The sequence below is a fragment of the Methylorubrum subtropicum genome, from assembly GCF_038442325.1.
In the GTDB taxonomy this organism is placed as follows: domain Bacteria; phylum Pseudomonadota; class Alphaproteobacteria; order Rhizobiales; family Beijerinckiaceae; genus Methylobacterium; species Methylobacterium subtropicum.
In genome coordinates this window covers 24,037-50,415 of the sequence record NZ_JBBXMW010000002.1, presented here as the reverse complement: position 1 = coordinate 50,415, position 26,379 = coordinate 24,037, and the positions used below count along the sequence as shown (strand labels likewise).

General features: G+C 70.3%; 28 protein-coding genes. 9 read left to right on the top strand and 19 right to left on the bottom strand.

From position 1 onward, the window contains the following. Window positions 1-85: 85 nt before the first annotated feature. From AAHG03_RS02965 to AAHG03_RS02950, 4 genes are all read right to left on the bottom strand, one after another. Entirely contained in the window at window positions 86-1,606 is a 1,521-nt protein-coding gene (locus tag AAHG03_RS02965; protein ID WP_342148661.1) for a type II and III secretion system protein family protein, read from the bottom strand. 11 nt (window positions 1,607-1,617) lie between these two features. Then, on the bottom strand, window positions 1,618-2,400 hold the full coding sequence (cpaB, locus tag AAHG03_RS02960) for a Flp pilus assembly protein CpaB (RefSeq protein WP_342148660.1): 783 nt from the start codon (window positions 2,398-2,400) through the stop codon (window positions 1,618-1,620). Window positions 2,401-2,644: 244 nt separating this feature from the next. Then, window positions 2,645-3,163 carry an A24 family peptidase gene (locus tag AAHG03_RS02955; protein WP_342148659.1) on the bottom strand — a complete coding sequence of 173 codons (519 nt, stop codon included), beginning with the start codon at window positions 3,161-3,163 and terminating at the stop codon, window positions 2,645-2,647. A 172-nt stretch (window positions 3,164-3,335) separates the two neighbouring features. After that, window positions 3,336-3,527, bottom strand: a complete 192-nt coding sequence (locus AAHG03_RS02950) for a Flp family type IVb pilin (protein ID WP_342148658.1) — start codon at window positions 3,525-3,527, stop codon at window positions 3,336-3,338. A gap of 348 nt (window positions 3,528-3,875) precedes the next feature. On the opposite strand from AAHG03_RS02950, the gene AAHG03_RS02945 reads away from it, so the two are divergent. Continuing rightward, window positions 3,876-4,358, top strand: coding sequence for a pilus assembly protein N-terminal domain-containing protein (locus AAHG03_RS02945; RefSeq protein ID WP_342148656.1), 483 nt, complete (start codon window positions 3,876-3,878; stop codon window positions 4,356-4,358). 177 nt (window positions 4,359-4,535) lie between these two features. Here AAHG03_RS02945 and AAHG03_RS02940 read toward each other — a convergent pair whose 3' ends face one another. Together AAHG03_RS02940 and AAHG03_RS02935 are read right to left on the bottom strand one after the other, a co-directional pair. Beyond that, the gene (locus AAHG03_RS02940; RefSeq protein ID WP_342148653.1) at window positions 4,536-6,038 is read right to left on the bottom strand and encodes a phosphomannomutase/phosphoglucomutase; all 1,503 of its coding nucleotides are present in this window, start codon (window positions 6,036-6,038) and stop codon (window positions 4,536-4,538) included. Window positions 6,039-6,142: 104 nt separating this feature from the next. Beyond that, window positions 6,143-6,814: a DNA-binding protein gene (locus AAHG03_RS02935; RefSeq protein WP_342148651.1), complete on the bottom strand. Its 672-nt coding sequence runs from the start codon at window positions 6,812-6,814 to the stop codon at window positions 6,143-6,145. 177 nt (window positions 6,815-6,991) lie between these two features. Between AAHG03_RS02935 and AAHG03_RS02930 the strand changes: the two genes are divergently transcribed. Both AAHG03_RS02930 and AAHG03_RS02925 read left to right on the top strand, forming a co-directional pair. Then, a complete protein-coding gene (locus AAHG03_RS02930; protein WP_342148649.1) occupies window positions 6,992-7,660 on the top strand; it encodes a response regulator transcription factor in 669 nt (222 codons plus the stop codon). Then, complete coding sequence (locus tag AAHG03_RS02925; RefSeq protein ID WP_342148647.1) at window positions 7,657-8,991, top strand: HAMP domain-containing sensor histidine kinase; 1,335 nt, start codon at window positions 7,657-7,659, stop codon at window positions 8,989-8,991. The genes AAHG03_RS02930 and AAHG03_RS02925 overlap by 4 nt, the downstream gene beginning before the upstream one ends. 273 nt (window positions 8,992-9,264) lie before the next feature. Here the strand turns inward: AAHG03_RS02925 and AAHG03_RS02920 are convergent, their stop codons facing one another. Further along, window positions 9,265-9,654, bottom strand: a complete 390-nt coding sequence (locus AAHG03_RS02920; protein WP_342148646.1) for a YraN family protein — start codon at window positions 9,652-9,654, stop codon at window positions 9,265-9,267. Continuing rightward, window positions 9,638-10,579: a 16S rRNA (cytidine(1402)-2'-O)-methyltransferase gene (gene rsmI, locus AAHG03_RS02915; RefSeq protein ID WP_342148644.1), complete on the bottom strand. Its 942-nt coding sequence runs from the start codon at window positions 10,577-10,579 to the stop codon at window positions 9,638-9,640. The genes AAHG03_RS02920 and rsmI overlap by 17 nt, the downstream gene beginning before the upstream one ends. 170 nt (window positions 10,580-10,749) lie before the next feature. Here rsmI and AAHG03_RS02910 point away from each other — a divergent pair, with 170 nt between their 5' ends. Next, on the top strand, window positions 10,750-11,940 hold the full coding sequence (locus tag AAHG03_RS02910; protein WP_342148642.1) for a penicillin-binding protein activator: 1,191 nt from the start codon (window positions 10,750-10,752) through the stop codon (window positions 11,938-11,940). Between the two features lie 257 nt (window positions 11,941-12,197). Here the strand turns inward: AAHG03_RS02910 and hemW are convergent, their stop codons facing one another. From hemW to AAHG03_RS02885, 4 genes are all read right to left on the bottom strand, one after another. After that, window positions 12,198-13,373 carry a radical SAM family heme chaperone HemW gene (gene hemW, locus AAHG03_RS02900; RefSeq protein ID WP_342148640.1) on the bottom strand — a complete coding sequence of 392 codons (1,176 nt, stop codon included), beginning with the start codon at window positions 13,371-13,373 and terminating at the stop codon, window positions 12,198-12,200. Between the two features lie 211 nt (window positions 13,374-13,584). Further along, window positions 13,585-14,223, bottom strand: coding sequence for an RdgB/HAM1 family non-canonical purine NTP pyrophosphatase (gene rdgB, locus AAHG03_RS02895; RefSeq protein WP_342148638.1), 639 nt, complete (start codon window positions 14,221-14,223; stop codon window positions 13,585-13,587). Continuing rightward, window positions 14,220-14,933 (bottom strand): ribonuclease PH, encoded by a 714-nt coding sequence (rph, locus tag AAHG03_RS02890; RefSeq protein ID WP_342148636.1) that lies wholly within the window; start codon window positions 14,931-14,933, stop codon window positions 14,220-14,222. The genes rdgB and rph overlap by 4 nt, the downstream gene beginning before the upstream one ends. Window positions 14,934-15,091: 158 nt before the next feature. Next, window positions 15,092-15,385, bottom strand: a complete 294-nt coding sequence (locus AAHG03_RS02885; protein WP_342148634.1) for a hypothetical protein — start codon at window positions 15,383-15,385, stop codon at window positions 15,092-15,094. Window positions 15,386-15,599: 214 nt separating this feature from the next. Between AAHG03_RS02885 and hrcA the strand changes: the two genes are divergently transcribed. The 3 genes from hrcA to AAHG03_RS02870 all read left to right on the top strand — a co-directional run bounded on the left by hrcA (window position 15,600) and on the right by AAHG03_RS02870 (window position 17,666). After that, complete coding sequence (gene hrcA / locus AAHG03_RS02880; protein ID WP_342148631.1) at window positions 15,600-16,691, top strand: heat-inducible transcriptional repressor HrcA; 1,092 nt, start codon at window positions 15,600-15,602, stop codon at window positions 16,689-16,691. A gap of 86 nt (window positions 16,692-16,777) precedes the next feature. Continuing rightward, window positions 16,778-17,377: a PRC-barrel domain-containing protein gene (locus AAHG03_RS02875; protein ID WP_342148629.1), complete on the top strand. Its 600-nt coding sequence runs from the start codon at window positions 16,778-16,780 to the stop codon at window positions 17,375-17,377. A 52-nt stretch (window positions 17,378-17,429) separates the two neighbouring features. Further along, window positions 17,430-17,666, top strand: coding sequence for a hypothetical protein (locus AAHG03_RS02870; RefSeq protein ID WP_342148627.1), 237 nt, complete (start codon window positions 17,430-17,432; stop codon window positions 17,664-17,666). 113 nt (window positions 17,667-17,779) lie between these two features. Here the strand turns inward: AAHG03_RS02870 and AAHG03_RS02865 are convergent, their stop codons facing one another. From AAHG03_RS02865 to fabA, 5 genes are all read right to left on the bottom strand, one after another. Next, window positions 17,780-18,181 (bottom strand): DoxX family protein, encoded by a 402-nt coding sequence (locus tag AAHG03_RS02865; protein ID WP_342148625.1) that lies wholly within the window; start codon window positions 18,179-18,181, stop codon window positions 17,780-17,782. A gap of 28 nt (window positions 18,182-18,209) precedes the next feature. Continuing rightward, window positions 18,210-18,950, bottom strand: a complete 741-nt coding sequence (gene fliP / locus AAHG03_RS02860) for a flagellar type III secretion system pore protein FliP (RefSeq protein ID WP_342148624.1) — start codon at window positions 18,948-18,950, stop codon at window positions 18,210-18,212. A gap of 43 nt (window positions 18,951-18,993) precedes the next feature. Further along, window positions 18,994-19,830, bottom strand: coding sequence for an enoyl-ACP reductase FabI (fabI, locus tag AAHG03_RS02855; RefSeq protein ID WP_342148623.1), 837 nt, complete (start codon window positions 19,828-19,830; stop codon window positions 18,994-18,996). 415 nt (window positions 19,831-20,245) lie between these two features. Further along, a complete protein-coding gene (gene fabB / locus AAHG03_RS02850) occupies window positions 20,246-21,472 on the bottom strand; it encodes a beta-ketoacyl-ACP synthase I (protein ID WP_342148621.1) in 1,227 nt (408 codons plus the stop codon). Window positions 21,473-21,737: 265 nt separating this feature from the next. Beyond that, on the bottom strand, window positions 21,738-22,283 hold the full coding sequence (gene fabA, locus AAHG03_RS02845) for a 3-hydroxyacyl-[acyl-carrier-protein] dehydratase FabA (RefSeq protein WP_342148620.1): 546 nt from the start codon (window positions 22,281-22,283) through the stop codon (window positions 21,738-21,740). Between the two features lie 429 nt (window positions 22,284-22,712). On the opposite strand from fabA, the gene irr reads away from it, so the two are divergent. After that, complete coding sequence (gene irr / locus AAHG03_RS02840) at window positions 22,713-23,216, top strand: Fur family transcriptional regulator Irr (RefSeq protein ID WP_342148618.1); 504 nt, start codon at window positions 22,713-22,715, stop codon at window positions 23,214-23,216. Window positions 23,217-23,275: 59 nt separating this feature from the next. Here irr and AAHG03_RS02835 read toward each other — a convergent pair whose 3' ends face one another. Further along, complete coding sequence (locus tag AAHG03_RS02835; RefSeq protein ID WP_342148616.1) at window positions 23,276-23,869, bottom strand: SH3 domain-containing protein; 594 nt, start codon at window positions 23,867-23,869, stop codon at window positions 23,276-23,278. 232 nt (window positions 23,870-24,101) lie between these two features. On the opposite strand from AAHG03_RS02835, the gene AAHG03_RS02830 reads away from it, so the two are divergent. Further along, entirely contained in the window at window positions 24,102-25,106 is a 1,005-nt protein-coding gene (locus AAHG03_RS02830) for a 2-hydroxyacid dehydrogenase (protein WP_342148615.1), read from the top strand. Window positions 25,107-25,278: 172 nt separating this feature from the next. Here the strand turns inward: AAHG03_RS02830 and AAHG03_RS02825 are convergent, their stop codons facing one another. Continuing rightward, window positions 25,279-26,265: a bifunctional riboflavin kinase/FAD synthetase gene (locus AAHG03_RS02825; RefSeq protein WP_342148614.1), complete on the bottom strand. Its 987-nt coding sequence runs from the start codon at window positions 26,263-26,265 to the stop codon at window positions 25,279-25,281. Between the last annotated feature and the right edge of the window lie 114 nt (window positions 26,266-26,379).

Below are 26,379 nucleotides of genomic sequence, written 5' to 3'. Positions count from 1 at the left end.
GATCCTGCTGGGGCGCTTTTTTCGCACCCGCGATCCGTCGGGTTCGGCCGGACCTTCCGGCCCGGCCCCGCTGCGCGTGTCGAGATCAGTCGGCGATGAAGCCGACGCGTCCGCGATAGGCCGGCCCGAGGGTGCCGCCGCCGACCGTGCCGTAGATCCGGTTGATCTGCCCGAGCAGCACCGCCTTGCCGTCCGGCGCATCGACGAAGTTGTCGTCGGGGCGCTGCACCTGGCGCGCCTCCATCGGCTTGGCGATGTAGGGGGTGACCATGATCATCAGCTCTGTCTCGTCGCGCTGGTAGTCGCGCGAGCGGAACAGCGCGCCGAGGACCGGCAGGCTCATCAGGCCCGGCAGGCCGGAGATCGCCGCCCGGTTCTTCTGCTGGATCAGGCCCGCGGTCATCATCGTCGCGCCCGAGGCGAGTTCGACGGTGGTCTCGGAACTGCGCTTCGTGGTGGCCGGGACCGGGGTCGGGCGGTTGTTGAGGTAGTAGGTGAAGCTGTTCTGGGCATCGAGTTCGACCACATCGGTGGCGACGCGGATCGAGATGCGGTTCTCGGCCAGCACCACCGGGGTGAAGGCGAGGCTCACGCCGTAGGGCTTGTAGACGAGCGAGACCGTGCAGCTCTGGCTGAGCGTCGTCCCGATCGCCAGCGAGGACGAGGAGGAGCAGTTCGACGGCACCGGAATCTCGCCGCCCGCGGTGAACTTGGCGGCCTCGCCCGAGATCGCCGTGAGGGTCGGCTCCGCCAGGATGCGGGACACGCCGGCCCGCTCGAACGCCTTCAGCGTCGCCTGCAGCGAGAAGCCGCCGGCCGAGACCGACGCCGCCAGCTGGTTGCCGGTCGGCGTGTTCGTGCCGGTCAGCGGGAAGCCGACGTCGTTGGTCAGGAAGTTGCCGGGAGAAATGATATTGCCGGCGGCATCCTTGACGACACCGATCGGATTCAGCGCGTTCCAGTTGCCGGTCGTGTTGATGCCGAACTGCTTGATGACGTTGCGCGAGACCTCGACCACGGTGACGCGCAGCATCACCTGATCCTTGTTGCGCACGGTGAGGTTGTTGATCACCGCGCCGCGAATGCCGCCGATGGCGCCCGCGATGCCGACGAAGGCGTTGGCGATGTCGACCGCCTGCTGCGCCTCCGAGGCCGAGCCGACGGCGCCGGACAAGACGATCGAGTCGCCCACCGCCTTCACGTCGAAGCGGCCGGTGGGCAGGCTCTGCTGCAGCGACTGCTTCAGCACGTTGATGTCGCGGGCGATGGTGACGTCGAGCGCGGCGATCTGGCGGCCTTCCGCGTCCATCACGAAGATCGAGGTGGCGCCGTTGTCGATGCCGATCAGGAACAGCTTGCGGCTGGAGCGCACCACGGCGTTGGCGACCGCCGGGTTGGCCACGAACACCTCCTTGGCGTCGCGCGGCAGATCGACGATCAGCGAGCGGCCCTTGGTCAGCTCGACCTTGCGCGACAGGCCGGATTCGCCCGCCCCGATGGTGAGCACCGGCGAGATGCCCTGCGCCGGGGCGGGGCCGGCGGCGGTGAGGCCGGAGGCGGCGAGGAGGGCGAGGGCAAGCGCCCGGTTGCGGATCTGAAGGGACATCGGTCTCGTCCTCACCGGCGCTGCTGCTTGGCGACGCCGAAGCGCACCACCGTCATGGCTCCGTCGGGCTCGGCATCCGCCACCGTGGCGGTCTGGCCCGCATCCTGAACGCTGCGCAGCACGAGCGAGAGCTGCCCGACCTTCTGCGCGAGGGTGACGACCTCCGCCTGGGACGGGGTCAGGGCGAGCGTCGCGGTGTCGGCGGTGACGACGTTCTGGCCGCCCTTCTCCTGGACGATCTGGCCGACCGCGAGCACGCGGATGTCGGTCAGCAGCGTCTCGGCGAACTGGTCGTTGCCGTTGCCGCTCTCGTCGCGAGCGGTCTTGATGAGGTCGACCCGGTCGTTGGGCAGGATGAAGCCGCCCGCCGCCGACGAGCCGCGGTTGTCGATGGTGATCGCCACCGCGCGCATGCCCGGCGGCAGGATCGCCGACATGAAGCCGCTGCCGGCCTTGACCAGGCGCTCGGGGCGGATCGGTTCGCTGGCCGAGAAGGGGGTGCGCACGATCGAGCCGACCGCGTCCTCCAGGCCCTTCGGCGCGGCCTTGCGATCGACGTAGGACGGCGACAGCGCCTGCTCGGGCCAGGGCATCCAGCGCAAATCCTCGGCCTTCAGGGTCTGGCCCATCGGCAGGTCAGCGGCGGCGACGAGCACCTCGGCGAGCGGGATCTGCGGCGCGGGCGCGGCCTGCGCGACGGGCTCGGGCGGCTTCTCTTCGCCGCTCATCAGTAGGGCGGCGCCGCAGCCCGCGACGATCGCGACGGCCAGGACGGCGAGACGGGCAGGTTTCATGGCGGGTGCGGAACCGTTCGACGGCTCTCCGCCGTCAGGTTCCGACTTTGCCCCGCGATTGGTGTAGTTAAGGTTAACCGCCCGTCACCAAAGCGTTCGTCGTGGTTGTTGCGAGCTGCGCCGGCGCGAAATCCGGGTTCCCAAAGGGCTCGGCCCTTTGGTGGGTCGTCAGGGCAAAGCCCTGACTAAAAGAGCGCAGGGCTCTGCCCTGCACCCGCGAGAGGGCTTGCCCTCTCGACACCCGTTACATGAGCGCGAGGCGCTCCCAGCCGGCGGCGCTGGGCATGACGATGAGGGCGGCGGCGGCGAGCGCGATGCCGTAGGGGATGCCGGTCTTCATGTCGTGCAGGCGCACCGCGAAGGGCAGGCGGAGCGTGATCGCCGGCAGCGGCAGGGTGCGGAGATAGAGCAGTCCCAGCGTCAGCAGGCCGCCGAGGATCGAGGCGATGACGACGTAGTCGAGCAGGCTGCCGAAGCCGAGCCAGAGGGCGGTGCCCGCGGCGAGCTTGGCATCGCCCCCGCCGACCCAGCCGCGGGCGAACATCGCGAAGGTGACGGTGAGCGTCAGCGCCCCGGCGGCGAGGTGCCAGCCGATCTCATCGAGCCCCATGCCGGAGGCCGGCGCGTAGAGGACGAAGCCCGCGACCACGAAGCCGGTCACCCGGTTCGAGATGCGCATGGTCAACAGGTCGCTCGCGGCGGCGTAGGCCATGAGGAAGGGAAACACGATGCAGAGCAGGAGGTTGGCCGCGCTCATCGACATGGTGCCGCTCCCGTCCGCTTGTCCGTTTCGCCGGAGTGATCCGGAAATGACGAATTCCTCCAGACGGCGTGTGACCGACACGACCGCCTGAAGGAATGTCAGAACCCATTCGTAACCCCGGGCGGACCGCGCCGATGCGCGGCGCCCGCCGGGCGTTCTTTGCAAGATCGACTTACTTGGCGCCGATGTTGTTGGCCTGGGTCTGCAGCGCGCCGCCCATCGTCTCGAACGCGGCCGAGAGCTTGTCCTTGAAGGCGGTGAAGATGGTGACGACGGCGATGCCCATCATGGCGGCGACCAGACCGTACTCGATGGCGGTGGCACCGGACTCGTCGGCCGCGAAACGCTTGGCGATGGCTTTCATGGTGATCTCCACTTGAACTGGTGTCCCGAGCGACCGTCGAAAGTCTGTTCAGGCTTCGATCGGCGACGGACCGAGAATTAGCGCCGACGCGTTGCGTTTGGGTTAAGCGGACCGTCGAAGGTCGGCCTGTGGGACGAGTTCGCGGGTTGAGTTAACGTTTCGTAGCTTCGATTCCGCAGCGAAACGGAGACTTCTCGCGTTGCATTGCTTGCACGCCTTAGCGCTTCCTTCACCACTTTGCTGTTGTTCTGTGGTTCGCGAGACGCCGGACGGCCCCCTCAGGGAACCGTTTAGGGGCGCCGCGCCCCGGCGGCGTCCCGCCGGCCCATCGGACCGGACCGACAGCCCATGCCCCGCCCCGTACGTTCCGCCCCCTTTGCCGCTCTCCTCGCCGCCCTCCTCGCCGTCGGCCCGGCGCTGCCCGGCACGGCGGCGGCCAACGAGCCGGTGCCGCAGGGCGTCGTGTCCGTCTCGGTCGACAACGCGAAGGTGATCCGGCTGCCGGAGAAGACCGCGACGGTGATCGTCGGCAACCCGCTGATCGCCGACATCACGCTCCAGCGGAACGGCGTGGTGGTGCTCACAGGGAAAAGCTTCGGCAGCACCAACCTGATCGCGCTCGATCACAAGGGCACGATGCTCGCCGAATCGACCATCAGCGTGCAGGCGCCCCAGACCTCGATCATCACCGTGCAGCGCGGGCTCGACCGCGAATCCTATTCCTGCACCCCGAACTGCCAGCCCTCGGTCCAGCTCGGCGACGCGCAGAAGTACTTTTCGGACGCCAGCGCCCAGGCCGAGCAGCGCCGCGCGATGGCCGTGGGCAAGTAGGCGGTCGTCCCTGAACCACAGCCGTCATTCCGGGGCGCGAAGCGAACCCGGAATCCACCCGTGATGCGGGAAGCCCGGCCGAAGTCGAACCGTCGTGGCCAGTCGTGGATTCCGGGTTCCGCTGCGCGGCCCCGGAATGATGGTGTTCGATGGACGAAGTCCGTAGGCGCGGCCCCGTCAGATCGTCTGGTTGTACGCCCCGACCTCCGGGTGCTCCCGCAATACACCGTCCACCGCCTTGAACATTTCGTGCAGCCGCGCCTCCGAGACGGGGCTTTCCACCACCACGACCAGTTCCGGCTTGTTCGAGGAGGCCCGCACCAGCCCCCAGGTGCCGTCCTCGGTCGTGATCCGCACGCCGTTGACGGTGACGAGGCCGGTGATCGGCTGGCCCGCCACCGGTTCGCCGGTCGCCTGCATCGCCTTGAACCGCTCGGTCACCGCCTCGACCACGCCGTACTTCACCTCGTCGGCGCAAGTCGGCGACATGGTCGGCGAGCCCCAGGTCTTGGGCAGCGCCCGGTAGATGTCGGCCATCGACGTGTCCGGGTTGCGGTCGAGCATCTCGATCACGGCGATCGCCGTCAGCAGCCCGTCGTCGTAGCCGCGGCCGACCGGCTCGTTGAAGAAGAAGTGCCCGGACTTCTCGAAGCCGGCCAGCGCCCCGAGTTCGTTGACCCGGCGCTTGATGTAGGAGTGGCCGGTCTTCCAGTAGTCGGTCTTGACCGCGCGCGATTGCAGCTCCGGGTCGGCGGCGTAGAGGCCGGTCGACTTGACGTCGACCACGAAGGTCGCGCCGGGATGGAGCTTCGACAGGTCGCGGGCCAGCATCACGCCGATCTTGTCCGCAAAAATCTCCTCGCCCTCGTCGTCCACCACGCCGCAGCGGTCGCCGTCGCCGTCGAAGCCGAGGCCGACATCGGCCCCGTGTTCCTTCACCGCGTGGGCGATGGCATGGAGCATCTCCATGTCCTCGGGGTTCGGGTTGTAGCGCGGGAAGGTGTAGTCGGGCTCGACATCGAGCGGGATCACCTCGACGCCGAGGCGCTTCAGCAGTTCGGGCGCGAAGGCGCCGGCCGTGCCGTTGCCGCAGGCGGCCACCACCTTCAGCTTGCGCGTGACGGGCTTGGCCCGCGCGACGAGATCCTTGAGGTAGGTCTCCGCAAAACCCTCGACGAACTCGTAGGAGCCGCCGTCGCGGTACCGGTAGGTGCCGCCGGTGACGATCTCCTTGAGGCGGGTCATCTCCTCGGGGCCGAAGGTCATCGGCCGGTTGGCGCCCATCTTCACGCCGGTCCAGCCGTTGTCGTTGTGCGAGGCGGTGACCATGGCCACGCAGGGGCAATCGAGGGCGAACTGGCCGAAATAGGCCATCGGCGAGAGCGCGAGCCCGATATCCTTCACCCGCAGGCCCGCCGCCTGCATCCCGGCGATGAGCGCGAGCTTGATCGAGGAGGAATACGAGCGGAAGTCGTGGCCGGTGACGATCTCGGGGCGCACGCCGAGTTCGTGCACCAGGGTGCCGATACCGAGCCCCAGCGCCTGCACCCCCATCAGGTTGATCTCCTGCGGGAACAGCCAGCGGGCGTCGTACTCGCGGAAGCCCGTGGGCTTGACCAGCGGCAGCTGCTCGAACGCGAAGGTGTTGGGGTCGAGCTTCGGCAGCGGCTTGGGAAACATCGCGGACCCTTCGCGTCGTCGGTGTTCGGAACCGACGACGCGTGTAGCCCGCGAGGGCGGCCGGGGAAAGCAGGCTCGCTCTCCCCGGCCGGTTCACGGACCGATCAGAACACCCGCTTCTCGCGGATGTCGCCGTTGAAGCCGACATGCAGCATCCGCTCGCGCCCGTCCGAACCCTTGGCGGCGACATCGAGGTGCTTGGGCCCGCGGCCGGCGATGCGGACGTCGGTGTAGCCCGCGGCCTCGACCTTGGCCTTCAAGCCGGGCAGGTCGATCTCGGGGCCGAGGCCGACCTTGTCCTTCATCCAGTCGATGCCGCCGGGCGGCGGACCGCCCTGGGGCTTGAGGCTCGTCACCGTGCCGTCGGCCCGCACGAGGCTAGCGGCGTGGAAGAAGCCCTTCTCGAACCGGCCGCGCACCGTCACGGTCTCGCCCTTGCGGACCAGCTCGCCGCCCTCGCCTTGGCGCCCGGTCTCGACCAGCGTCCGGCCGGTCGCGTCCTGCAGGATGAACTTGTTGCCGAAGATCTCGGCGACCTCGCCCTTGGCGGCCACGGCGCCCGAGGGTGCCAGCGCCGAGATCGCGACCGGCTCCAGCGGGGTCGTGGCGACCTCGCCCTTCTGGGCGAAGGACAGGCCAGCGGCCCCGAGCGCCAGCGGCAGGGCGAGCGCGCCGACGACGAGGCCGCGGCGGGCGCCGCCACGACGCGGGGTTTTTGCTTGAGCGGTCTCGGTCGACTGCGTCTCGGAGACGGCAGGAGAGGGGAGGTCGGTCATCGTTCCTGTCCTTCGTGAACTTCCAAAAAACTCCGGGGGCGTCTTCGTCCGCCGGGATGGGCACCGTTTAGAGGGCCCCCCGAAATCCGGCCTGAACCTGCCGGTTCAGTTTCCGTTAAAGGTCGGCGCCTACAGGGCGCCGCCCTTCGAAGACTGCACGCGCGAGCGCCCCGACCGATGAAGCTGCTGCTCGCCGAGGACGATGCCGCCCTGGCCGCCGAGCTGCTGCGGGCCCTGCGGGCCGAGCACTTCGCCGTCGATCACGCGGTCAACGGCGAGGATGCGCGCCATCTCGGTGAGACCGAGCGCTACGACGCGGTCGTGCTCGATCTCGGCCTGCCCGTGGTGGACGGCGTCACGGTGCTGCGCGACTGGCGCGCCGCGGGGCTGACCCTGCCGGTGCTGATCCTCACCGCCCGCGACGGCTGGAGCGACAAGGTCGCGGGCTTCAAGGCGGGCGCCGACGACTATCTCGTCAAGCCGTTCCGGACCGAGGAGCTGGTGATCCGCCTGCGGGCGCTCGTGCGCCGCGCCAGCGCCAACGGCGCCACCCAAATCACGTGCGGACCGCTCGTCTACGATGCCGGGCTCGGCAGCTTCGAGCGCGACGGGCTGCCGCTTCGCCTCACCGGCCTCGAATGGCGCGTCCTGTCCTGCCTGATCCTGCGGAAGGATGCGGTTGTGCCGCGCGACCAGCTGATCGAGCGGGTCTACGACGGCGACGCCGAGGTCGATTCGAACTCCGTCGAAGTCATCATCACGCGGCTTCGCCGCAAGATCGCCCCGGCCCGGATCGAGAGCGTTCGCGGTCACGGCTGGCGCCTTCAAGCGGGGGAGGAGGCGTGAGCCCGCGGCGCCCCGGCCGCTCGCTCCAGCGGCGCCTTTTTCTCGGGGCGCTGGTCTTCGTGACGCTGGCGCTGCTGGTGGCCGGCCTCGCCATCGGCCTGGTGCTCTACCGCTTCGCCCGCGGCCAGATCGACGCCCGCCTCGACGGCGAGTTGTTTGCGATCTCCGCCGACTTGAGACCCGGCAAGCGCGGCCCGACGCTCTCGGCCGCCCATGACGGCCCGCCCTTCGACCGGCCGCGCTCCGGCTGGTACTGGCAGGTCCGCTTAGGCGATGCCGTGCTGCGCTCGCCTTCCCTCGGTGAGGCCGACCTTGCGGTTCCGCAGACGCCCGAGCGGGAGGAGGGCCGCCCCGTCCCGGCGGACGGCACCGGGCCGCGCGGCGAGGGGCTGATCCTGCGGGTCCTGCGCCTGCCCGGCCCCCGCGACGGGCCCGACGCGGTGCTGGTGGCCGCCGCCCCGGCCGCGGCCCTGCACGGGCCGTTGCGCGAGGCCGGCAAGACGCTGGCGCTGGCGCTCGGCCTCCTCGGCCTCTGCCTGATCGCCGGCATCACGCTGCAGGTGCGGCTGGGCCTGCGCCCTCTCCGGACGCTCGGCGCCGACCTCGCCGCGATCCGCGCCGGCACCCGCGAGCGCGTGCCGGCCGAGCAGCCGCAGGAAATCCGGCCGCTCGTGACCGAACTCAATCTGCTGCTCGACCAGAACGCGGCCAACCTCGAGCGCGCCCGCTCCCACGTCGCCAACCTCGCCCACGGCCTCAAGACGCCGCTCGCCGCGCTGGCCATGGCGGCCGAGCGCAACCCCGAACCCGGCCTCGCCCCCCTCGTCGCCGCGATGGACCGCCAAGTCCGCCACCACCTGCGCCGCGCCCGCGCCGCGGCGCTCGGCGGCTCGACACGGGCACGCGCCGATCTGTTCGCGCAGACGAGCGACCTCGCTGTGGCGCTCTCTCGCCTCCACGCCGAGCGCGGCATCGCCATCGCGAACGAGGTCGCGCCGGGCACGCAGGTGGCCTGCGACGCGCAGGACCTCGACGAGATGCTCGGCAACCTGATCGACAACGCCTGCCGCTGGGCGGGCTCGCATGTCCGCATCCGCGCCGAGCGCGACGGCGGCCTGATCGAGCTGTGGGTGGAGGACGACGGCCCCGGCCTGACGCCGGAGCAGGGCGCCCACGTCCTCCAACGCGGTCGCCGCCTGGACGAGACCGTCCCCGGCGACGGCTTCGGCCTGCCGATCACGCTGGAACTCGCCGAACTCTACGGCGGAGGCTTGACCCTCGACCGCTCCGACCTCGGCGGTTTGCTGGCGCGGCTGCGCCTGCCGGCGTGAGCCACTTACCGGATGGTCGCTTCGAAGGCCGCCGCTTCCCCCTCTCCCCGCACGCGGGGAGAGGCCTGCATGGACCTCGTCGTCCACGCAGGGAGCGGAGCGACGGTGAGGGGGACTCGACGGACGAGGCTCTGCCTTAACCGCCCCCTCACCTTCGGCTGCCGCCTCGCCGCGACGACGACGGGGTCGTCGCGGCCCTCTCCCCGCACAGCGGGGCGAGGGGATGTGCACGCCGCGGCGGCGATCAAACCTGAACCGTGTGGGCGCGGCCCCTCAAAGCCCCTCCAGCTCAAACGCATTCGCCAGATGCCGCGGCCAGCGTCGCGGCGCCACGAACACCGCATCCGCCCGCAGGGTCACGTCCGGCGCCAAATTCTGTCGCCCGAGCCACACCCGCGCCGCGCGGGACATCCGCGCGCGTTTCCGCGCATCGATCGCCCCCGCCGCCGCGTCGAGGGTGGCCCGCGCCTTCACCTCGACGAAGGCGACCGTTCGCCCGCGCCGGACGATCAGGTCGATCTCGCCGCCCGCCGCCGAATAGCGCCGGGCGAGCGGGCGGTAGCCCTTCAGGAGCAGCGCCAGCAGCGCAAAAGTCTCGGCCGTTAGGCCGCGGCCGTGGGTGGCGCGGCGGCGCGCCTGCGCGCGGTCAGGCGGGTTCGTCATCGCTCTTGCGGGCGAGCGCGAGGGCGCGGGCGTAGACGGCGCGCTTGGGGCTTCCGGTCTCGTCGGCGACCAGCGCCGCCGCGTCCTTGATCGAGTGGCGGGCGAGCGCCGCCTCGATCCGGGCATCCAGCCCGGCATCGGTCTCGCGGGCCTTAACGTCCTCGGGCTCGGCGCCGATCACCACCACGACCTCGCCCTTGGGCGGGCCTTCCTCGGCGTAGAGGCGGGCGAGCCCCCCGAGGCTGTCGCGGCGGATGGTCTCGTAGAGCTTGGTCAACTCGCGGGCGACCGCCGCCGGGCGCTCGGGGCCCAGAACCTCGGCGGCGTCCGCCAGCATCTCGGGCAGGCGGTGGGGGGATTCGAACACCACCAACGTGCCGGGGATCGGCGCCAGCGCCTCCAGCCGGTTTCGGCGCGCGCCCGATTTCTGCGGCAGGAACCCCTCGAAGAAGAACCGGTCGGTCGGCAGGCCGGCGGCGACGATGGCGGTCATCACCGCCGAGGGGCCGGGGATCGGCGTCACCGGGATGCCGGCGGTAATCGCCGCCTGGACCAGCTTGAAGCCGGGGTCCGATACCAGCGGCGTGCCGGCATCCGAGACCAGCGCCAGGGTCTCGCCGGCCTTGAGCCGCAGCACCATCCGCTCGCGCACGGCCTCGTTCGAATGCTCGTGATAGGACAGGAGCGGTGTGGTGATGCCGTAATGCATCAGCAGCGTGCGGGTGACGCGGGTGTCCTCGGCCAAAACCGCGTCGGCGGCGGCGAGGGTGGCGAGGGCGCGGAACGAGACGTCGCGCAGGTTACCGATGGGGGTCGCCACTACGTAGAGGCCGGGCGCGGGCCGCTCGGCTTCCGCCGCGAGGCCGAAGGCGGTGAAGGTGGCGGGCCCGTCTCGCCGGGCGTTCGAGTCGCTGCGCTGTGTCATCGGCGCGACAATGCCACGCCGAGGCCTGTTTGCGGACCGTGGAGAAGGCCTGCCCCGCATTTACTTTTCACGGGGCTTGCTCATCGTGATCCGAGCATCGGCCCAAAAGGTGGTTTCCGGCTTTTGGATGAAGCCGATGCTCCAGCGATGGCGAGCGGGGAGGCTCGGCGATGGCGCGGTTCGGCGGACGGATGGCGATGCTGTGCGGCGTAGGCCTCGCGCTCTCGGCCTGCGTCGGCGGCCCCGACGGGCCGCGACCGGACACGCGCGCGGCCCCGCCGCCGGTCACCGAGGCCGCGCCGACCCCAACGCAGGGGATCGGCACCGGCTCGGTCAAGGTCGCGCTGATCGTGCCGCTGTCCGGCCAGGGCGCGGCGGTGGGCGCCGCGCTGCGCAACGCCGCCGAACTCGCCTACGACGACTTCCAGAAGCCCGACCTGTCGATCCTCGTGAAGGACGACCGCGGCACCCCCGAGGGCGCCCGCGAGGCGGCGCAAGCCGCGCTCAACGAGGGTGCCGAGATCGTGCTGGGGCCGCTCTTCGCGGCCAACGTCCAGGCGGCGGGGGGGCTGGCGCGGGGCGCGGGCAAGCCGGTGGTGGCGTTCTCGACCGATGCCGGGGTCGCGGCCCGCGGCGTCTACCTCATCAGCTTCCTGCCGCAATCGGAGGTGGACCGCATCGTCGAGGAGGCGACCGCCGCCGGGCGCCGCTCCTTCGCCGCGCTGATCCCCGAGACCACCTACGGCAACGCCGTCGAGGCGCAGTTCCGCGAGGCGGTGGCCCGCCGCGGGGCCCGTCTCGTCGCGATCGAGCGCTATCCCGCCGGCAATCCCGGCCCGGCGGTCGAGCGCCTGCGCGGCGTGGTGACGGGGCCGGGCGCGCCCGCCGACGCCCTGTTCCTGCCCGACACGCCGGACGGGCTCGCGGCGCTCGCCCCCGCGCTGACGAAGGCCGGTTTCTCACCGGGCCGCGTGCGCCCGATGGGGCTGGCGCTCTGGAACGACCCGCGGGTGCTGTCGCAACCCGCCTTCCAGGGCGGCTGGTTCGCCGCGCCCGACACCGCGGGCTTTTCCGGATTCTCTCAGCGCTACCAGGCCCGCTTCGGCGCGGCCCCGCCGCGCGCCGCCTCGCTCGGCTACGATGCGGTCTCGCTCACGGCGGCGCTGGTGCGCCAATACGGCACCCAGCGCTTCGCCGATGCGACGCTGACCAGCCCCGCGGGCTTCTCGGGCCTCGAAGGCACCTTCCGCTTCCGTCCGGACGGGCTCAGCGAGCGGACGCTGGCGGTCTATGAGATTCGCGGGAATGCCGCGGCGGTGGTGAGCCCGGCGCCGAAGGTGCTGGGGCCTTCGGGGATTTGAGGTTCAATCCTCACGATGTCCGCGCATCCCCTCGCCCCGCACGCGGGGAGAGGGCTTCGGCGACCTCGTCGTCGCCGAAGCGAGGCGGCAGCCGATGGTGAGGGGGACTCACCGTAAGAGTCTCATCCGTGGCCGCCCCCTCACCCCCGCTACCGCTCGTCGCGACGACGACAGGGTCGTCGCGACCCTCTCCCCGCGTGCGGGGCGAGGGGATGCGGCTTGAGCCGCAGCGATCCAACGAAGGCCGTTTCGAAGCTTCAGGCCGCCAACTCCGCCACCACTGCGTTCAGCACCGGCGCACCCCGCGGCGTCACCGCGATGCGGCCGTCCCGCTGCGTCACCAGCCCGTCCGCGACGAGCGCGGCGAGGCGCCCGGCATCGAGCGGGCGGCCCTTCAGGGCGGTGTAGCGGGCGGGGTCGATGCCTTCGCTGAGCCGCAGGCCCATCATCAGGAACTCGTCGCCCTGGTCCTCGGCCGAGAGGCTTTCCGTCTCGACGATGCCGTGGCCGTCGCGCTCGACCCGGGCGAGCCACGCCTCCGGGGCCTTCTCGGTCAGCGTGCCGGTGCGGCCCTCCGGCAGGACGAGGCGACCGTGGGCGCCGGGGCCGATGCCGGCATACTCGCCGTAGCGCCAGTAGAGCTGGTTGTGGCGCGATTCCGCGCCGGGCTTGGCGTGGTTCGAGATCTCGTAGGCCGGAAGCCCTGCGCCCGCGCAGATGTCCTGCGTCACGTCGTAGAGCGCGCGCGACACCTCGTCGTCCGGCGGCACGAGGCGGCCGGTCTGGGCGAGGCCGAAGAACGGCGTGCCGGGCTCGATGGTGAGCTGGTAGAGCGAGAGGTGCTCGGCGGCATGCGCGATGGCCTCGCGCAGCTCCGAGGCCCATGCCTGCGGCGTCTGCTCGGGCCGGGCGTAGATCAGGTCGAACGAGAATCGCTCGAAATGCTCGGACGCGACCCGCACGGCCGCGAGCGCTTCCGCCACCGAATGCAGCCGCCCGAGCCGCTTGAGGTCGGGATCGTTCAGCGCCTGCACGCCGAGCGAGACGCGGTTCACCCCCGCCGCCCGGTAGCCGCGGAACCGGCTCGCCTCGACGCTGGTGGGGTTGGCCTCGAGCGTCACTTCTGCCTCAGGGGCGATGCTCCAGGCACCCGCCACCGCATCGAGCAGGCCGGCCACCGTCTCGGGCGCCATCAGCGAGGGCGTGCCGCCGCCGAGGAAGATGCTGGTGACGGTCCGCCCCGGCGCCAGCGCGGCGGCGTGGGCGATTTCTTTTTCGAAGGCCGCGAGGAAGCGCGGCTGATCGACGCCGCCGTGGCGGACATGGCTGTTGAAGTCGCAATACGGGCACTTCGCCGCGCAAAACGGCCAGTGCAGGTAGAGGCCGAAGCCCGCGTCGCGGGTCGGATGGTCGGGCGGTGTCACGGGGGGCATTCTTTTGCTGGTCGGGCGGCCTCCGTCCCACCCAATCCCCTCATCCTGAGGTGCCGCGTCAGCGGCCTCGAAGGAGGGCTCCAGTTCGCTCAGCGACGTCTGGAGCCCTCCTTCGAGGCCTCCGTTTCGCTTCGGCACCTCAGGATGAGGGGATTGGGTGGGGGCGACGGCTTGGAGCGCGATGTAGGCCCTTCGCCCGCCGCTTGAAAGCTCACCCCGGCCGGCGCAGGCAGGCCGCAGCGAGCGTCACGAAGGCTCGGGCGCGGTGCGACAGGGCGTTGCCGCTCTGCCAATCGACGCCGTGCTTTTCCTCGGACGAGATCTCGCCGAAGGTGCGGTCCATCCCCTCGGGGCGGAACATCGGGTCGTAGCCGAAGCCGAGGGCGCCGCGGGGCGCCACGAGGTCGCCGAAGACGCGGCCCTCGAACAGCTCGGTATGGCCGTCGGGCCAGGCCAGGACGAGGGCGGAGACGAAGTGGGCGCGCCGGTCGGTGGCGCCGCGCTTGTCCAGTTCCGCCTCGATCCGGGCCATGGCGCCGGCGAAATCCTTGTCCGGGCCGGCCCAGCGGGCGGAGAAGAGGCCCGGCGCGCCGTCGATCGCATCGACGCAGAGGCCGGAATCGTCAGCGAAGGCCGGGAGGCCGGAGGCTTCCGCGGCGGCGATCGCCTTGATCGCCGCGTTCTCCGAAAACATCGTGCCGGTCTCGTCGGGCTCGGCCAGCCCGAGTTCGCCCGCCGAGACGGCCTCGACGCCGAAGGGCGCGAGCAGCTCGCGCATCTCGATGAGCTTGCCGGCATTGTGGGTCGCGATGACGACCTTGCCGGTGAGGATGCGGTGCTCTTCGCTCATGCGATCACCTTGCGCTGCAGTTCGACCAGTTGGGTGATGCCGGCCTTGGCCAGCCCCAGCAGCTCGATGAACTGCGCCTCCGAGAACGGCTCGCCCTCGGCGGTGCCCTGGACCTCGACGATGCCGCCCTTGCCGGTCAGGACGAAGTTGGCGTCGGTCTCGGCGGCCGAATCCTCGGCGTAGTCGAGATCGAGCACCGGCTGGCCCCGGTAGAGCCCGCAGGAAACCGCGGCGACGTGATCCTTCAGCGGATCGACCGAGATGATCGAGCGCGAGCGCATCCAGGCGAGGCAATCGTGCAGCGCCACCCAGGCGCCGGTGATCGAGGCGGTGCGGGTGCCGCCATCAGCCTGGATCACGTCGCAATCGATGGTGATCTGCCGCTCACCCAAGGCGGGCAGGTTGGTGACGGCGCGGAGCGAACGCCCGATCAGGCGCTGGATTTCCTGGGTGCGGCCGGACGGCTTGCCGGAATTGACCTCGCGCCGGGTGCGCTCGTGGGTAGCGCGCGGCAGCATGGCGTATTCGGCCGTGACCCAGCCCTTGCCCGAACCGCGCAGCCACGGCGGGCCGCGCTCTTCGAGGGTGGCGGTGCAGAGCACGCGGGTGTTGCCGAAGCTGACGAGGCAGGAGCCCTCCGCGTAGCGGGCCACCGCCCGCTCCAGCGTGACGGCACGCAACTCGTCGGGCGCGCGCTTGGACGGCCGCATCCGCGGGGTTCTCCAGGATCAGAAATCGGAAGTGGGCGCTCTTAGGCGCTGCGAGCCCGAGCGGCAACACCGGTTCGGATGTGAGAAGGGCCGCCACCCCGAAGGATGACGGCCCCGCGCGGCGCTTCCCAGCGGGGGAGCGCGACTCTGAGAATATCTCAGCGGTAGTGGCGGTGATGGCGCATCATGTGATGACGCATCATGTGCCGGCGCATCATGTGGCGGCGGTGATGGCGCATGTGGTGGCGGTGCATGTGCCGGTGACGGTGCATGCGGTGGCCGTAGCCGTAGGCGACCGGGGTGGCCTCGGTGGTCGCAGCGGCCGTGGCCTCGGCCGGCACGGTGATCGGGGCGGCTTCCGCCCGATGCGGCGCGGCAGCGAGGCCGAAGCCCGACAGGGCGATCGCGACGGCTGCGGCCTTGAGAAGGGTCTTTGAGGCGCCGAGCTTCACGGGCGTTCTCCACTTCCTGGGAAATTTTCTGGTGTCGATCCGCGCGCCGGGAGGCGTTCGGTCCCTCGCTAACCGTGACCGGGGGAAGAACGATCCCTCCGGCCAGCAAGATCGTTGACGAAGCCTCGCCCCCGTCGCGCGCTTTCGACCGATCCGGGGAGGATTGATCGCGGGCGGCCTTGCGCCCACAATCGCCCGTTCAAACGAGTGCCCCGTGTCCGAAATCCCGTTCAACACCGTGCGTCACCAGCCCCAGGCGCTCGCCGCCCTCAACGAGCGCGCCCGCGAGATCTTTCGCCAGATCGTCGAGAGCTACGTCACCACCGGCGAGCCGGTGGGCTCGCGCAACCTCGCCCGCATCCTGCCGATGAGCCTGTCGCCGGCCTCGATCCGCAACGTCATGGCGGATCTGGAGCATTCCGGCCTGATCTTCGCGCCCCACACCTCCGCGGGCCGCCTGCCGACCGAGATGGGGCTGCGCTTCTTCGTCGATGCCATGATGGAGATCGGCGACGTCGACCGCGACGAGAAGGCCCGCATCGAGGCGCAGATGCAGGCGGCGGCCTCGCGCCATACCTTCGATTCGGCTTTGGCCGAGGCCTCGTCGCTGCTCTCGGGCATCTCGCGGGGCGCGGGCGTGGTGCTGACCACCAAGGTCGATGCCGGCCTGAAACACGTCGAGTTCGTACGCCTCGATGCCGACCGGGCGCTGGTGGTGCTGGTCTCGACCGACGGCACGGTGGAGAACCGCCTGCTCGACCTGCCGCCGGGCCTGCCCGCGAGCGCGCTGCAGGAGGCCTCGAACTTCCTCAACGCGCGGCTGCGCGGGCGCACCCTCGACGCGCTCAAGGCCGACATCGAGGCCGGCCGCAAGGCGATGAAGCGCGAACTCGACGTCATCACCGAGCGGCTGGTCGATGCCGGGCTCGCCACCACGGTGGGCCCGTCGGAGGCGCGCCAACTCATCGTCAGGGGGCAGGCCAACCTGCTCGACGACCTGCGTGCGGCCGAAGACCTCGAGCGCATCCGCCTGCTGTTCAACGATCTCGAGACCCAGAAGGACGTGATCGAACTCCTGGCGCGGGCCGAGCAGGGCGACGGGGTGCGCATCTTCATCGGCTCGGAGAACAAGCTGTTCTCGCTCTCCGGCTCGTCGATGATCGCGGCGCCCTTCCGCGACAGCGCCCAGAAGATCGTCGGCGTCGTCGGCGTCATCGGCCCGACCCGGCTGAACTACGCCCGCATCGTGCCGATGGTGGACTACACCGCCCGCGTGGTCTCGGGGCTGCTCGACCGGCCGCGCTGATCCGGTGCTCGATGACGGTGAACTGCGACGGCGTTTCTGACGTTGGTGCAGGACCTTGCCGATCCATCGACTTCGGAGACGCCGACGTGCGTTCCAACGCCTCTCGCCTTGCCTTCGCGCTCACCCTCGCACTCAGTGCACCGGCCTTTGCCCAGAGCACCGCGCCCTTCCTCGCCAAGGCGCCGACGGGCACGCTGAGCGGCTCGAAATTCGCCGGCGTACCGGTGATCGGCATGGATCATGTCCGCGTCGGCGAGATCGAGGATCTGCTGATCGACGGCTCCGGCCAGATCCGCGCCGTGGTGATCGGCGTCGGCGGCTTCCTCGGGCTCGGCGAGAAGTCGGTGGCGGTGCCGTTCGACGAATTCGCCTGGAACACCGGCGACGTCTCGCTCACCAGCGGTCCGTCCTCGGTGGTGAAGGCGGATGCGGCCCCGAGCCAGGCCGTCGCCGACAAGGCCACCCCGGACACCATGCCGGGCTCGCAGACCACGCGGGAGGTGCTCGGCGCGGTCCAGAACCAGCACAGCGACCGGGTGACCGACGCCACCGGCTCGGTCGAGCCGCAGAAGCCGCCCAAGACCCCCGCCACGGTGCTGGCCGGCGACAAGATCATTCACGCCGAGGTGCGCCTGACCAAGGCGCAGCTCCAGGACGCCCCGGCCTTCAAGGCCAAAGGCGACTGACGCGAAGCGCTTCAGGACTTGCCGTTCGTCCCTAACGAGACCGGGAGGTCCCATGCGTTCCATCCTCACCGCCGCGCCGATCTGGGCCGTCGGTCTGCATCAGGCGCTGGCGCAGGCGACCAAGCCGGCGCCGCCGATCCCGGAATCCGGGCCGTCCGGGACCAACTCGGCCGCGGTGAACGCCGCCGCGACCGATTTCAACTGGGTCTGGATGAGCGTGCTGATCGCGCTCGCGGTGCTGGCCCTGTGGATGTTCGCGCGGCGCCGGCAATCCGGGCCGCCGCGGTGAGGCCTAAGGCATCGGCCCGAAAGGTGGATACCGGCTTTCGGAAAAAACGATGCGGCACAACAACTTAGACAATCGTCCTGGATTTCATATCCAGGACGATTGTCTAGCGCCGGTCAGTACCGGCCGCGCGCCCGCTGCGCATCGACGCTCCACGGGCCCGGGCCGGCGAAGACGATGTAGAGGAACACGAAGCAGTAGAGGATCGCCGCATCACCCCCGTTCAGCGCCGGGTAGAGGCTTTTGGGCGCGTGGCCGATGAAGTAGGCGAAGGCCATCTCGCCGGACAGGACGAAGGCCACCGGGCGGCTGAACAGGCCGATCAGCAGGAGCGCGCCGCCGACGAGTTCGAGCACGCCCGCGATCCACGGCAGGCTGAACATCGCCGGGTTCATGGAGCTGGCCGGGAAGCCCAGAATCTTCTGCGTGCCGTGCGCCACGAAGATCAGCGCCGAGACGATCCGCAGGACGCTCAGCATCTGCGGGGCGAAGCGGGCGGTGGTGGTCGTCAGGTCCATGTGAATCCGTCTCCTCGGTTCGCCCCGTTCAGCTTCCGTAGCTCTGAACGAGCGAGCCCGCCACCAGCGTCCAGCCATCGACCAGCACGAAGAAGATCAGCTTGAACGGCAGCGCCACGGTCGCGGGCGGCAGCATCATCATGCCCATCGCCATCAGCACCGAGGCGACGACGAGGTCGATGATCAGGAACGGGATGAACAGGAGGAAGCCGATCTCGAAGGCGCGGCGCAGCTCCGAGATCATGAAGGCCGGCGTCACGATCTCCAGGCCGATCGCCTCAGGCCCCGCGGGCGCGGGCTGCTTGGCCATATCGAGGAAAAGCTTCAGATCCTTCTCGCGCGTGTTGCGCAGCATGAAGGTCTTGAACGGTCCGGATGCCCGCTCGAACGCCTGCGCCTGGGTGATCCGGTTGGCCATCAGCGGCTCGATGCCCGCCGTGTAGGCCTCGCGCGCGGTCGGCGCCATCACGAAGGCGGTGAGGAACAGGGCGAGGCTGGTGATGACGGCGTTGGGCGGCGCCGTCTGCGTGCCGAGCGCCGAGCGCAGGATCGACAGCACCACGACGATGCGGGTGAAGGCGGTCGCCATCACCAGCACCGAGGGCGCAAGCGCCAGGACGGTGACGAGGGCGACGAGCTGCAGCGCCCGCTCGGTCGTCCCGCCTGCGCCGAGATCGAGGGTGACGCTCTGGGCCCACGCCGCGCCGCCGCCGCCCGCGACGAGCAGGGCGGCCAGCGCGAGGCAGCGGATTCGATTCGGGAGGGTCATCGCGGGCCGCACCGATGCCGGTCTCGAGCCGGACCGGACGCCTTCAGATCTCGCCGTCGCCGACGACGCCGGCCTCGTCCTGGGCCTGGAGCACGGCGGGGCGGGGCATCGAGATGATGTTGTAGCCCGAATCGACGAAGTGGACCTCGCCGGTCACGCCCCCCGAAAGATCGGACAGGAGGTAGAGGGCCGAGTTGCCAACGTCCTCCAGCGTTACCGTGCGGCGCAGCGGGGCGTGCGCCTTCTGGTGGTTGTACATGAGGCGGGCGTCGGCGATGCCGGCACCGGCCAGCGTCCGCATCGGGCCGGCGGAGAGGGCGTTCACCCGCACGCCGTCGGGGCCGAGATCGGTGGCGAGGTAGCGCACCGAGGCCTCCAGGGCGGCCTTGGCCACGCCCATCACGTTGTAGTTCGGCATGACGCGGGTGGAGCCCGCATAGGTCAGCGTCAGCAGCGCGCCGCCGCGGGGCATGCGCGCGGCGGCGCGCTGGGCGATCTCGGTGAAGGAGAAGCACGAGATCGTCATCGTGCGCGAAAAATTCGCGCGGGTGGTCACGTCGACGTAGCGGCCCTTGAGCTGCGACTTGTCGGAGAAGCCGATGGCGTGGACGACGAAGTCGATCCCTTCGGGGAAGCGCCCATCGAGGGCGGCGAAGACCGAATCGACGCTATCGAGATCCTCGACGTCGCAGGGCAGCACGATGTCGGAGCCGACCGAGGCCGCGAGCGGCGTCACCCGCTTGCCGAGCGCCTCGCCCTGATAGGTGAAGGCGAGTTCGGCGCCGTGCCGGTGCAGCGTCTTGGCGATGCCCCAGGCGATCGAGTGATCGTTGGCGACGCCCATGATCAGGCCGCGCTTGCCCGCCATCAACCCTGTCATTCGCTCTAAACCCGTACGCGTTTCAGGTGGGGCGCCGAAACGCCATCCCGACGCTTAGCGCGCCGGATGCGGCCCTGTCCACGCGACGGCGGACACGCGAAGGCCCCGCCCGCGGGTGCGGGACGGGGCCTTGGGTCGCATCGGGGTGTCGAATCAGAAGTAGCCGCGGGTGCCGGACTGCGCGTCGTTGATCAGGGTCTGCTTGGCGCGCCACGCCACGCTGGCGACGACGGCGAGGCCGGTGACACAGAGGAAAGCGAGGAAACCGATCATGATGTGATCCTGGCCGCGTCCCCATTAACGCCAGTTGAACGGCGGGGTTCCGCGGCCTGTTCAGTTGAGGGCCGGGCCTAAGCTCGGCCGTATTTTTGCAAGTGCGAAGTTATGCTCGGCAGTGCCGAAGAAGCTCGGCCGTTCAGGCGTCCGGATGCTTGAGCACGAGGGTCGCATTGGTGCCGCCGAACCCGAACGAGTTCGACATCACGTGGCCGAGCTTGGCCCCATCGCGGCGCTCGCGCAAGATCGGCATGTCGGCGAAGGCCGGGTCGAGTTCGTCGATATGCGCGCTCTCGCAGATGAAGCCGTTGTTCATCATCAGAAGCGAGTAGATCGCCTCCTGCACGCCGGTGGCGCCCAGCGAGTGGCCGGTGAGCGACTTGGTGGCCGAGATCGGCGGGCAGGCCTCGCCCGCACCGAACACCTCGCGGATCGCCTCGATCTCCTTGTCGTCGCCGACCGGCGTCGAGGTGGCGTGCGGGTTGATGTAGTCGATCCGGGCGCCCTTCAGCTCTTCCATGGCCTGGCGCATGCAGCGCACCGCGCCCTCGCCCGAGGGGGCGACCATGTCGTGGCCGTCGGAGGTGGCGCCGTAGCCGGCGACCTCGCCGTAGATGCGCGCGCCGCGGGCTTTGGCGTGCTCCAGCTCCTCCAGCACCAGCACGCCCGCGCCCCCGGCGATGACGAAGCCGTCGCGGTTGGCGTCGTAGGCGCGGGACGCCCGGGCCGGGGTCTCGTTGTAGCGCGAGGACATCGCGCCCATCGCGTCGAACAGCACCGAGAGCGTCCAGTCGAGATCCTCGCAGCCGCCCGCGAAGATCACGTCCTGGCGCCCGCCGCGGATGATCTCGGCGGCGTTGCCGATGCAGTGGTTCGAGGTCGCGCAGGCCGACGAGATCGAATAGTTGACGCCGCGGATCTTGAACCACGTCGCCAGCGTCGCGGACGCGGTCGAGGACATCGCCTTCGGCACGGCGAACGGGCCGACGCGCTTGGGGCCCTTGTCCCGCGCGATCGCCGCCGATTCGACGATGGTGCGGGTCGACGGCCCGCCCGAGCCCATGATGATGCCGGTGCGCTCGTGAGAAATCTCGTTGGCTTCCAGCCCCGCGTCGCGGATTGCCTGATCCATGGCGACGTGGTTCCAAGCCGTGCCGCCGCCGTGGAAGCGCATGGCCCGGCGGTCCACCGCCTCCTCGGCCACAAGGGTCGGCATCCCCGCGACCTGACTGCGGAAGCCGTGCTCGGCCTGGGAGTCAGAGCGCGCGATCCCGGAACGGGCCTCGCGCAGGGAGGCCAGGACTTCCTGGGTGTTGTTGCCGATGGACGAGACGATGCCCATCCCGGTGATGACGACACGCCGCATGGTGGCTCGGGCTTGCTGCGCCGCGGACGCGCGGCACTTCGTTAACGGGTCAACTAGGATGCCCCGCGATCAATCTCAACTGGTTGATTTTTGGCTCGGCCTCAAACGCCGGCGCCCGCGTCCGCGGGCTTAGGCTTTCGCTCCGCTAGACGCCTCGGCGTGGCCGAGGCCGCTGCGCGCGGCGCTCTTCGCGCCGGGCTATACGGAGCTGCCGCTCGCTTCAATTAGAAGCGGCGGCCCGTTTAGGAGAGGCCGCGTTTGCGGCCTACGCCTGCGCCTGGAACAGCGCCACGCGCAGGTCGCTCGCCTCGTAGATGCGGCGGCCGTCGGCTTCCAGCCAGCCGTCGGCGATGCCGAGCACCAGCTTGCCCGTGCGGACGCGCTTGATGTCGATGCCGTAGACCACCTGCTTCACCGTGGGCAGGACTTGGTCCGAGAACTTCACCTCGCCGACGCCCAGCGCCCGACCACGGCCCGGCGCGCCGAGCCAGCCGAGATGGAAGCCGACGAGCTGCCACAGGGCGTCGAGGCCGAGGCAGCCCGGCATCACCGGATCGCCCTTGAAGTGGCACGGGAAGAACCAGAGGTCCGGGCGGATGTCGAACTCGGCCAGCACGTGGCCCTTGCCATGGGTACCGCCCTCCTTGCCGATCGAGGTGATGCGGTCGAACATCAGCATCGGCGGCAGGGGCAGCTGCGCGTTGCCGGCCCCGAACAGCTCGCCGCGTCCGCAGGCCAGCAGCTCCTCGTAGGAATAGCTCGACGCCCGCTGCGGGGCCGCGATGTCGGTCTGCGGGTCGGAAGAGGCCATGGAGGGGTGCGTCCTCGTTGACGGACGAGTCCGATCGGTCGCCGGACAGGGAATGACGGGATCGGCGCCTCGTTAGCACAGGCCCCGCGCGCGCTCAAAGGTTTGTCGCACCGGGGCGGAGTTCGAAGGCACCACGACCGCCCACCCTCACCATCGTCATTCCGGGGCCGCGTCAGCGGAACCCGGAATCCACGACTGGCCGCAACGGTTCGACTTCGGCCGGGTATCCCGCATCACGGGTGGATTCCGGGTTCGCTTCGCGCCCCGGAATGACGGCCGCGATGTTTTAAAGATGTGCAGCGATCCGCCGAGCCATGCGCCACGGGGGCAACCCACCCGCATCGCCATGCTTCGGGTTGCCGCATGCGGGGGGCATCCGTATACTTGTCCGATCTTTCTTCGTCCAAAGGTTGGGAATCACTCCCCGCGATGTCCGATCTGACGCCCCTCCAGGCCGTGCTGAACGCGCGGAGCCCGCTCTCGGCCGACGCTGCCGCCGGGCGCCGCGGCTGCCCGCTGTCCGATCTGCGCGACCGCCTGCGTCGCGCCGGCCTGCGCCCCACCCGCCAGCGCCTCTCGCTCGGCTGGCTGCTGTTCGGGCGCGGCGACCGCCACCTGACCGCGGAAATGCTCTACGACGAGGCCATGCGCGCCAAGGTGCCGGTCTCGCTCGCCACCGTCTACAACACGCTGCACCAGTTCACCGAGGCCGGCCTGCTGCGCCAGCTCGCCCTCGACGGGTCGAAGGCCTATTTCGATACCAACCCGAGCGAGCATCACCACTTCTTCCTCGAGGAAGAGGGCGAGGTGCTCGACATGCCGGAATGCGGCATCTCGGTCGATTCGCTTCCCGAGGCCCCCGAGGGTATGGAGATCGCCGGCGTCGAGGTCATCGTCCGCCTGCGCCGCCGCACTGTCTCCGGCCGCGGCTGAGTTTTTCGCAGTCCGAAAACGAAAAGGGCCCGGTTCGCGCCGGGCCCTTTTCGTTTGCGTCACTCGATCTTCTCGTCCGGATACACGCCCCACAGCCGGTCCTGGCGGATGTAGCCGTCGACGTCGCCCTGCTTCTGCGGCAGCGCCACGACGAGGCGGCACCACTGGCCGGTGCAGGTCTTCACGCTGCCGATGACGCCGGGCTGGAGCCGGGCCTCCTCGCCGGAGGTCTCGTCGGCCCGCGCCTTGAGCGGCACCGTGGACTTGGCTGCATCCGCCTTCTCGCCCGATGGCGGGATCACGACGGCGGTGCGCCGGCCCGACAGCAGCGAGTGCAGCACCCAGCCCTCGGTCCCTTCCGAATCGCGGATGCGCCGCCACGTCTCGAACTCGGCGACGATCTCGATCGGCAGGCCGGCGCGCTGGAACACCCACAGCGTGCGGTGGTCCTTGGAGGGACCCTCGCGCAGGTTGACGCGGTCGGTCTTGAGGCTGGCGTAGCGCGGCAGCGGCAGCTTCGTGACCGGCCCCTTGCCGACCTCGGAGGCCGCGGGTGGGGCGGCCCGTGCGGCGAGCGGCGCGAGCAGGGCCAGCAACGCGGCGAGGATCGCGAGGCGGGCGGGGTTTACCAGGGGAAGGGCGGGCGGGCGCATCGTCCTCGTCTCCAACCGAGTCCTCGAAAAAACGGTCACGGACGGCTTCGCGGTGCATCGCGAACCGGTCCACGTCGTGTTGCATTGTGTTCCCGAACCTCTCTGATAGAGAGGCCGGATGTCCTGCGGCTTGGCCGGGGGCCGGTCCGTCGCCGGCTCCATCTGGCCGCGACGTGGTTAAGGGAGCGTAAGCCGGGCCGCATCCGGGTCGGCACGCCCGCCGGGAGGGATCATGCCGTCATTGAAGCGCAAGCCGCTCGTGGTCGTCACCCGGCGCCTGCCGGACGCGGTCGAGACGCGCATGCGCGAATTGTTCGACACGCGCCTCAACCATGACGACGCGCCCCTCTCCCCCGAGGCTCTGGCCGCCGCGATCCGCGAGGCCGACGTGCTGGTCCCGACCGTCACCGACGAGATCGGCCCCGGCCTGCTCGCCCAGGCCGGCCCGAACCTGCGGCTCATCGCCAATTTCGGCAACGGCGTCGATCACATCGACGTCGCCGCCGCCCTGGAGCGCGGCATCACCGTCACCAACACGCCCGGCGTGCTGACGGAGGACACCGCCGACATGACCATGGCGCTGATCCTGGCGGTGGCCCGCCGGATCGCGGAAGGCGCGCGCATCATCCCCTACGACGACTGGACCACCGGCTGGTCCCCGACGTGGATGCTCGGGCGCCGCATCACCGGCAAGCGGCTGGGCATCGTCGGCATGGGCCGCATCGGTCAGGCGCTCGCCCGCCGCGCCAAGGCGTTCGGCCTGTCGATCCACTACCACAACCGCCGCCGCGTCCCGACCGCGATCGAGGAATCGCTCGACGCGACCTACTGGGAATCGCTCGACCAGATGCTGGCGCGCGTCGACATCGTCTCGACCAACTGCCCGCACACCCCCGCGACCTACCACCTGCTGTCGGCCCGCCGCCTCAAGCTGCTCAAGCCCGAGGCGATCGTGGTCAACACCGCCCGCGGCGAGGTGATCGACGAGAACGCGCTGGCCCGCCTGATCGAATCGGGCGACATCTCGGCCGCCGGCCTCGACGTGTTCGAGCAGGAGCCCGCGGTGAGCCCGCGCCTCGTGCGCCTCGCCCGCACCGGCAAGGTGGTGCTGCTGCCCCACATGGGCTCGGCCACCCACGAGAGCCGCACCGAGATGGGCGAGAAGGTCATCATCAACATCAAGACCTTCATGGACGGCCACCGCCCGCCGGATCGGATCCTGCCGAGCATGCTGTAGGGCGGGCGAACCCCGTCCTCCCACTCAAACCCCCTCATCCTGAGGTGCTGCGTGAGCGGCCTCGAAGGAGGGTTCCAGTTCGCTCAGCGATCCCTGGAGCCCTCCTTCGAGGCTCCGCTTTCGCTCCGCACCTCAGGATGAGGGGGGCGGGATGGGCGGGAGCGCCGGGGCTTCACCCCAGCATCGACGCCACCGCGTCCGCCCGGATCGCCGCCTTGGCGCGGGCCGAATCCACGTCCATCTGCGCGATCAGCGCCTCGGCGCTCGCAAACTTCTCCTCGCCGCGCAGGAAGCTCAGAAGCTCGACTGCGACCTCCTGCCCGTAGAGGTCGCCGGAAAAGTCGAACAGGTGGACTTCCAACAGCGGCGCACCGTCGTCGAAGGTCGGGCGGCGGCCGTAGCTCGCCACGCCGGGTACGAGACGCCCGTCGGCAAGGCGCACCCGCACGGCGTAGATGCCGTGGGCGAGCCCGCAGGAATCCAGCGCGAGGTTGGCGGTGGGGTAGCCGAGCGTGCGCCCGCGCTTGTCGCCGTGGCGCACCTCCGCCAGCACGAACCAGCGATAGCCAAGCAGCGCGTTGGCGCGCGCCATGTCGCCCGCGGCAAGCGCGGCGCGGATCGCGCTGGACGAGATCGGCTCAGGCCCCGAACCCGCCGCAACCGCAGGCACGACCCGGCACGCGATGCCGGCCTCGCGGCAGAGGTCGGCCAGGATCGCGGGCGTGCCGGCCCGGCCCTGCCCGAAATGGAAGTCGTGGCCGATGACGACGCCGGACAGGCCGAGGTCGTCGCGCAGCCAGCCCTCGACGAAGCCGCGGGGCGAGGTCGCGGCGAGCCGGGCGTCGAACCGGCGCACGAACAGCCCGTCGAGCCCGAGCCGGGCGAACACGATCTCCTTGGCCCGCGGCCCGGTGAGGCGGAACATCGGCTGGTCGGGGGCGAAGAAGGCGCGCGGATGCGGCTCGAAGGTGAGCACCGCGGCGGGCCGGGTGCCTGCTTCCTCGCGCACCGCCTCGATCAGGGCGCGATGGCCGCGATGGACGCCGTCGAAATTGCCGAGCGCCGCAACGGCGCCGCGGAGCGCGGGCGGCACGGGATCGTCCGCGCCGCAGACCGTGAAGGGGGAGCCGGGCTCGTTCTGGATATCGCCTGACGGCATCGGCTCCTGCGGGGCATGTCGGCGGACGGCGCCGGAGGGCGCGGGACCATGGGGCTGCGGCTTGGCGAAATCCGCCCCCCCGGTCAAGCGAGGTGAGGCCGCATTGGTGCGGCG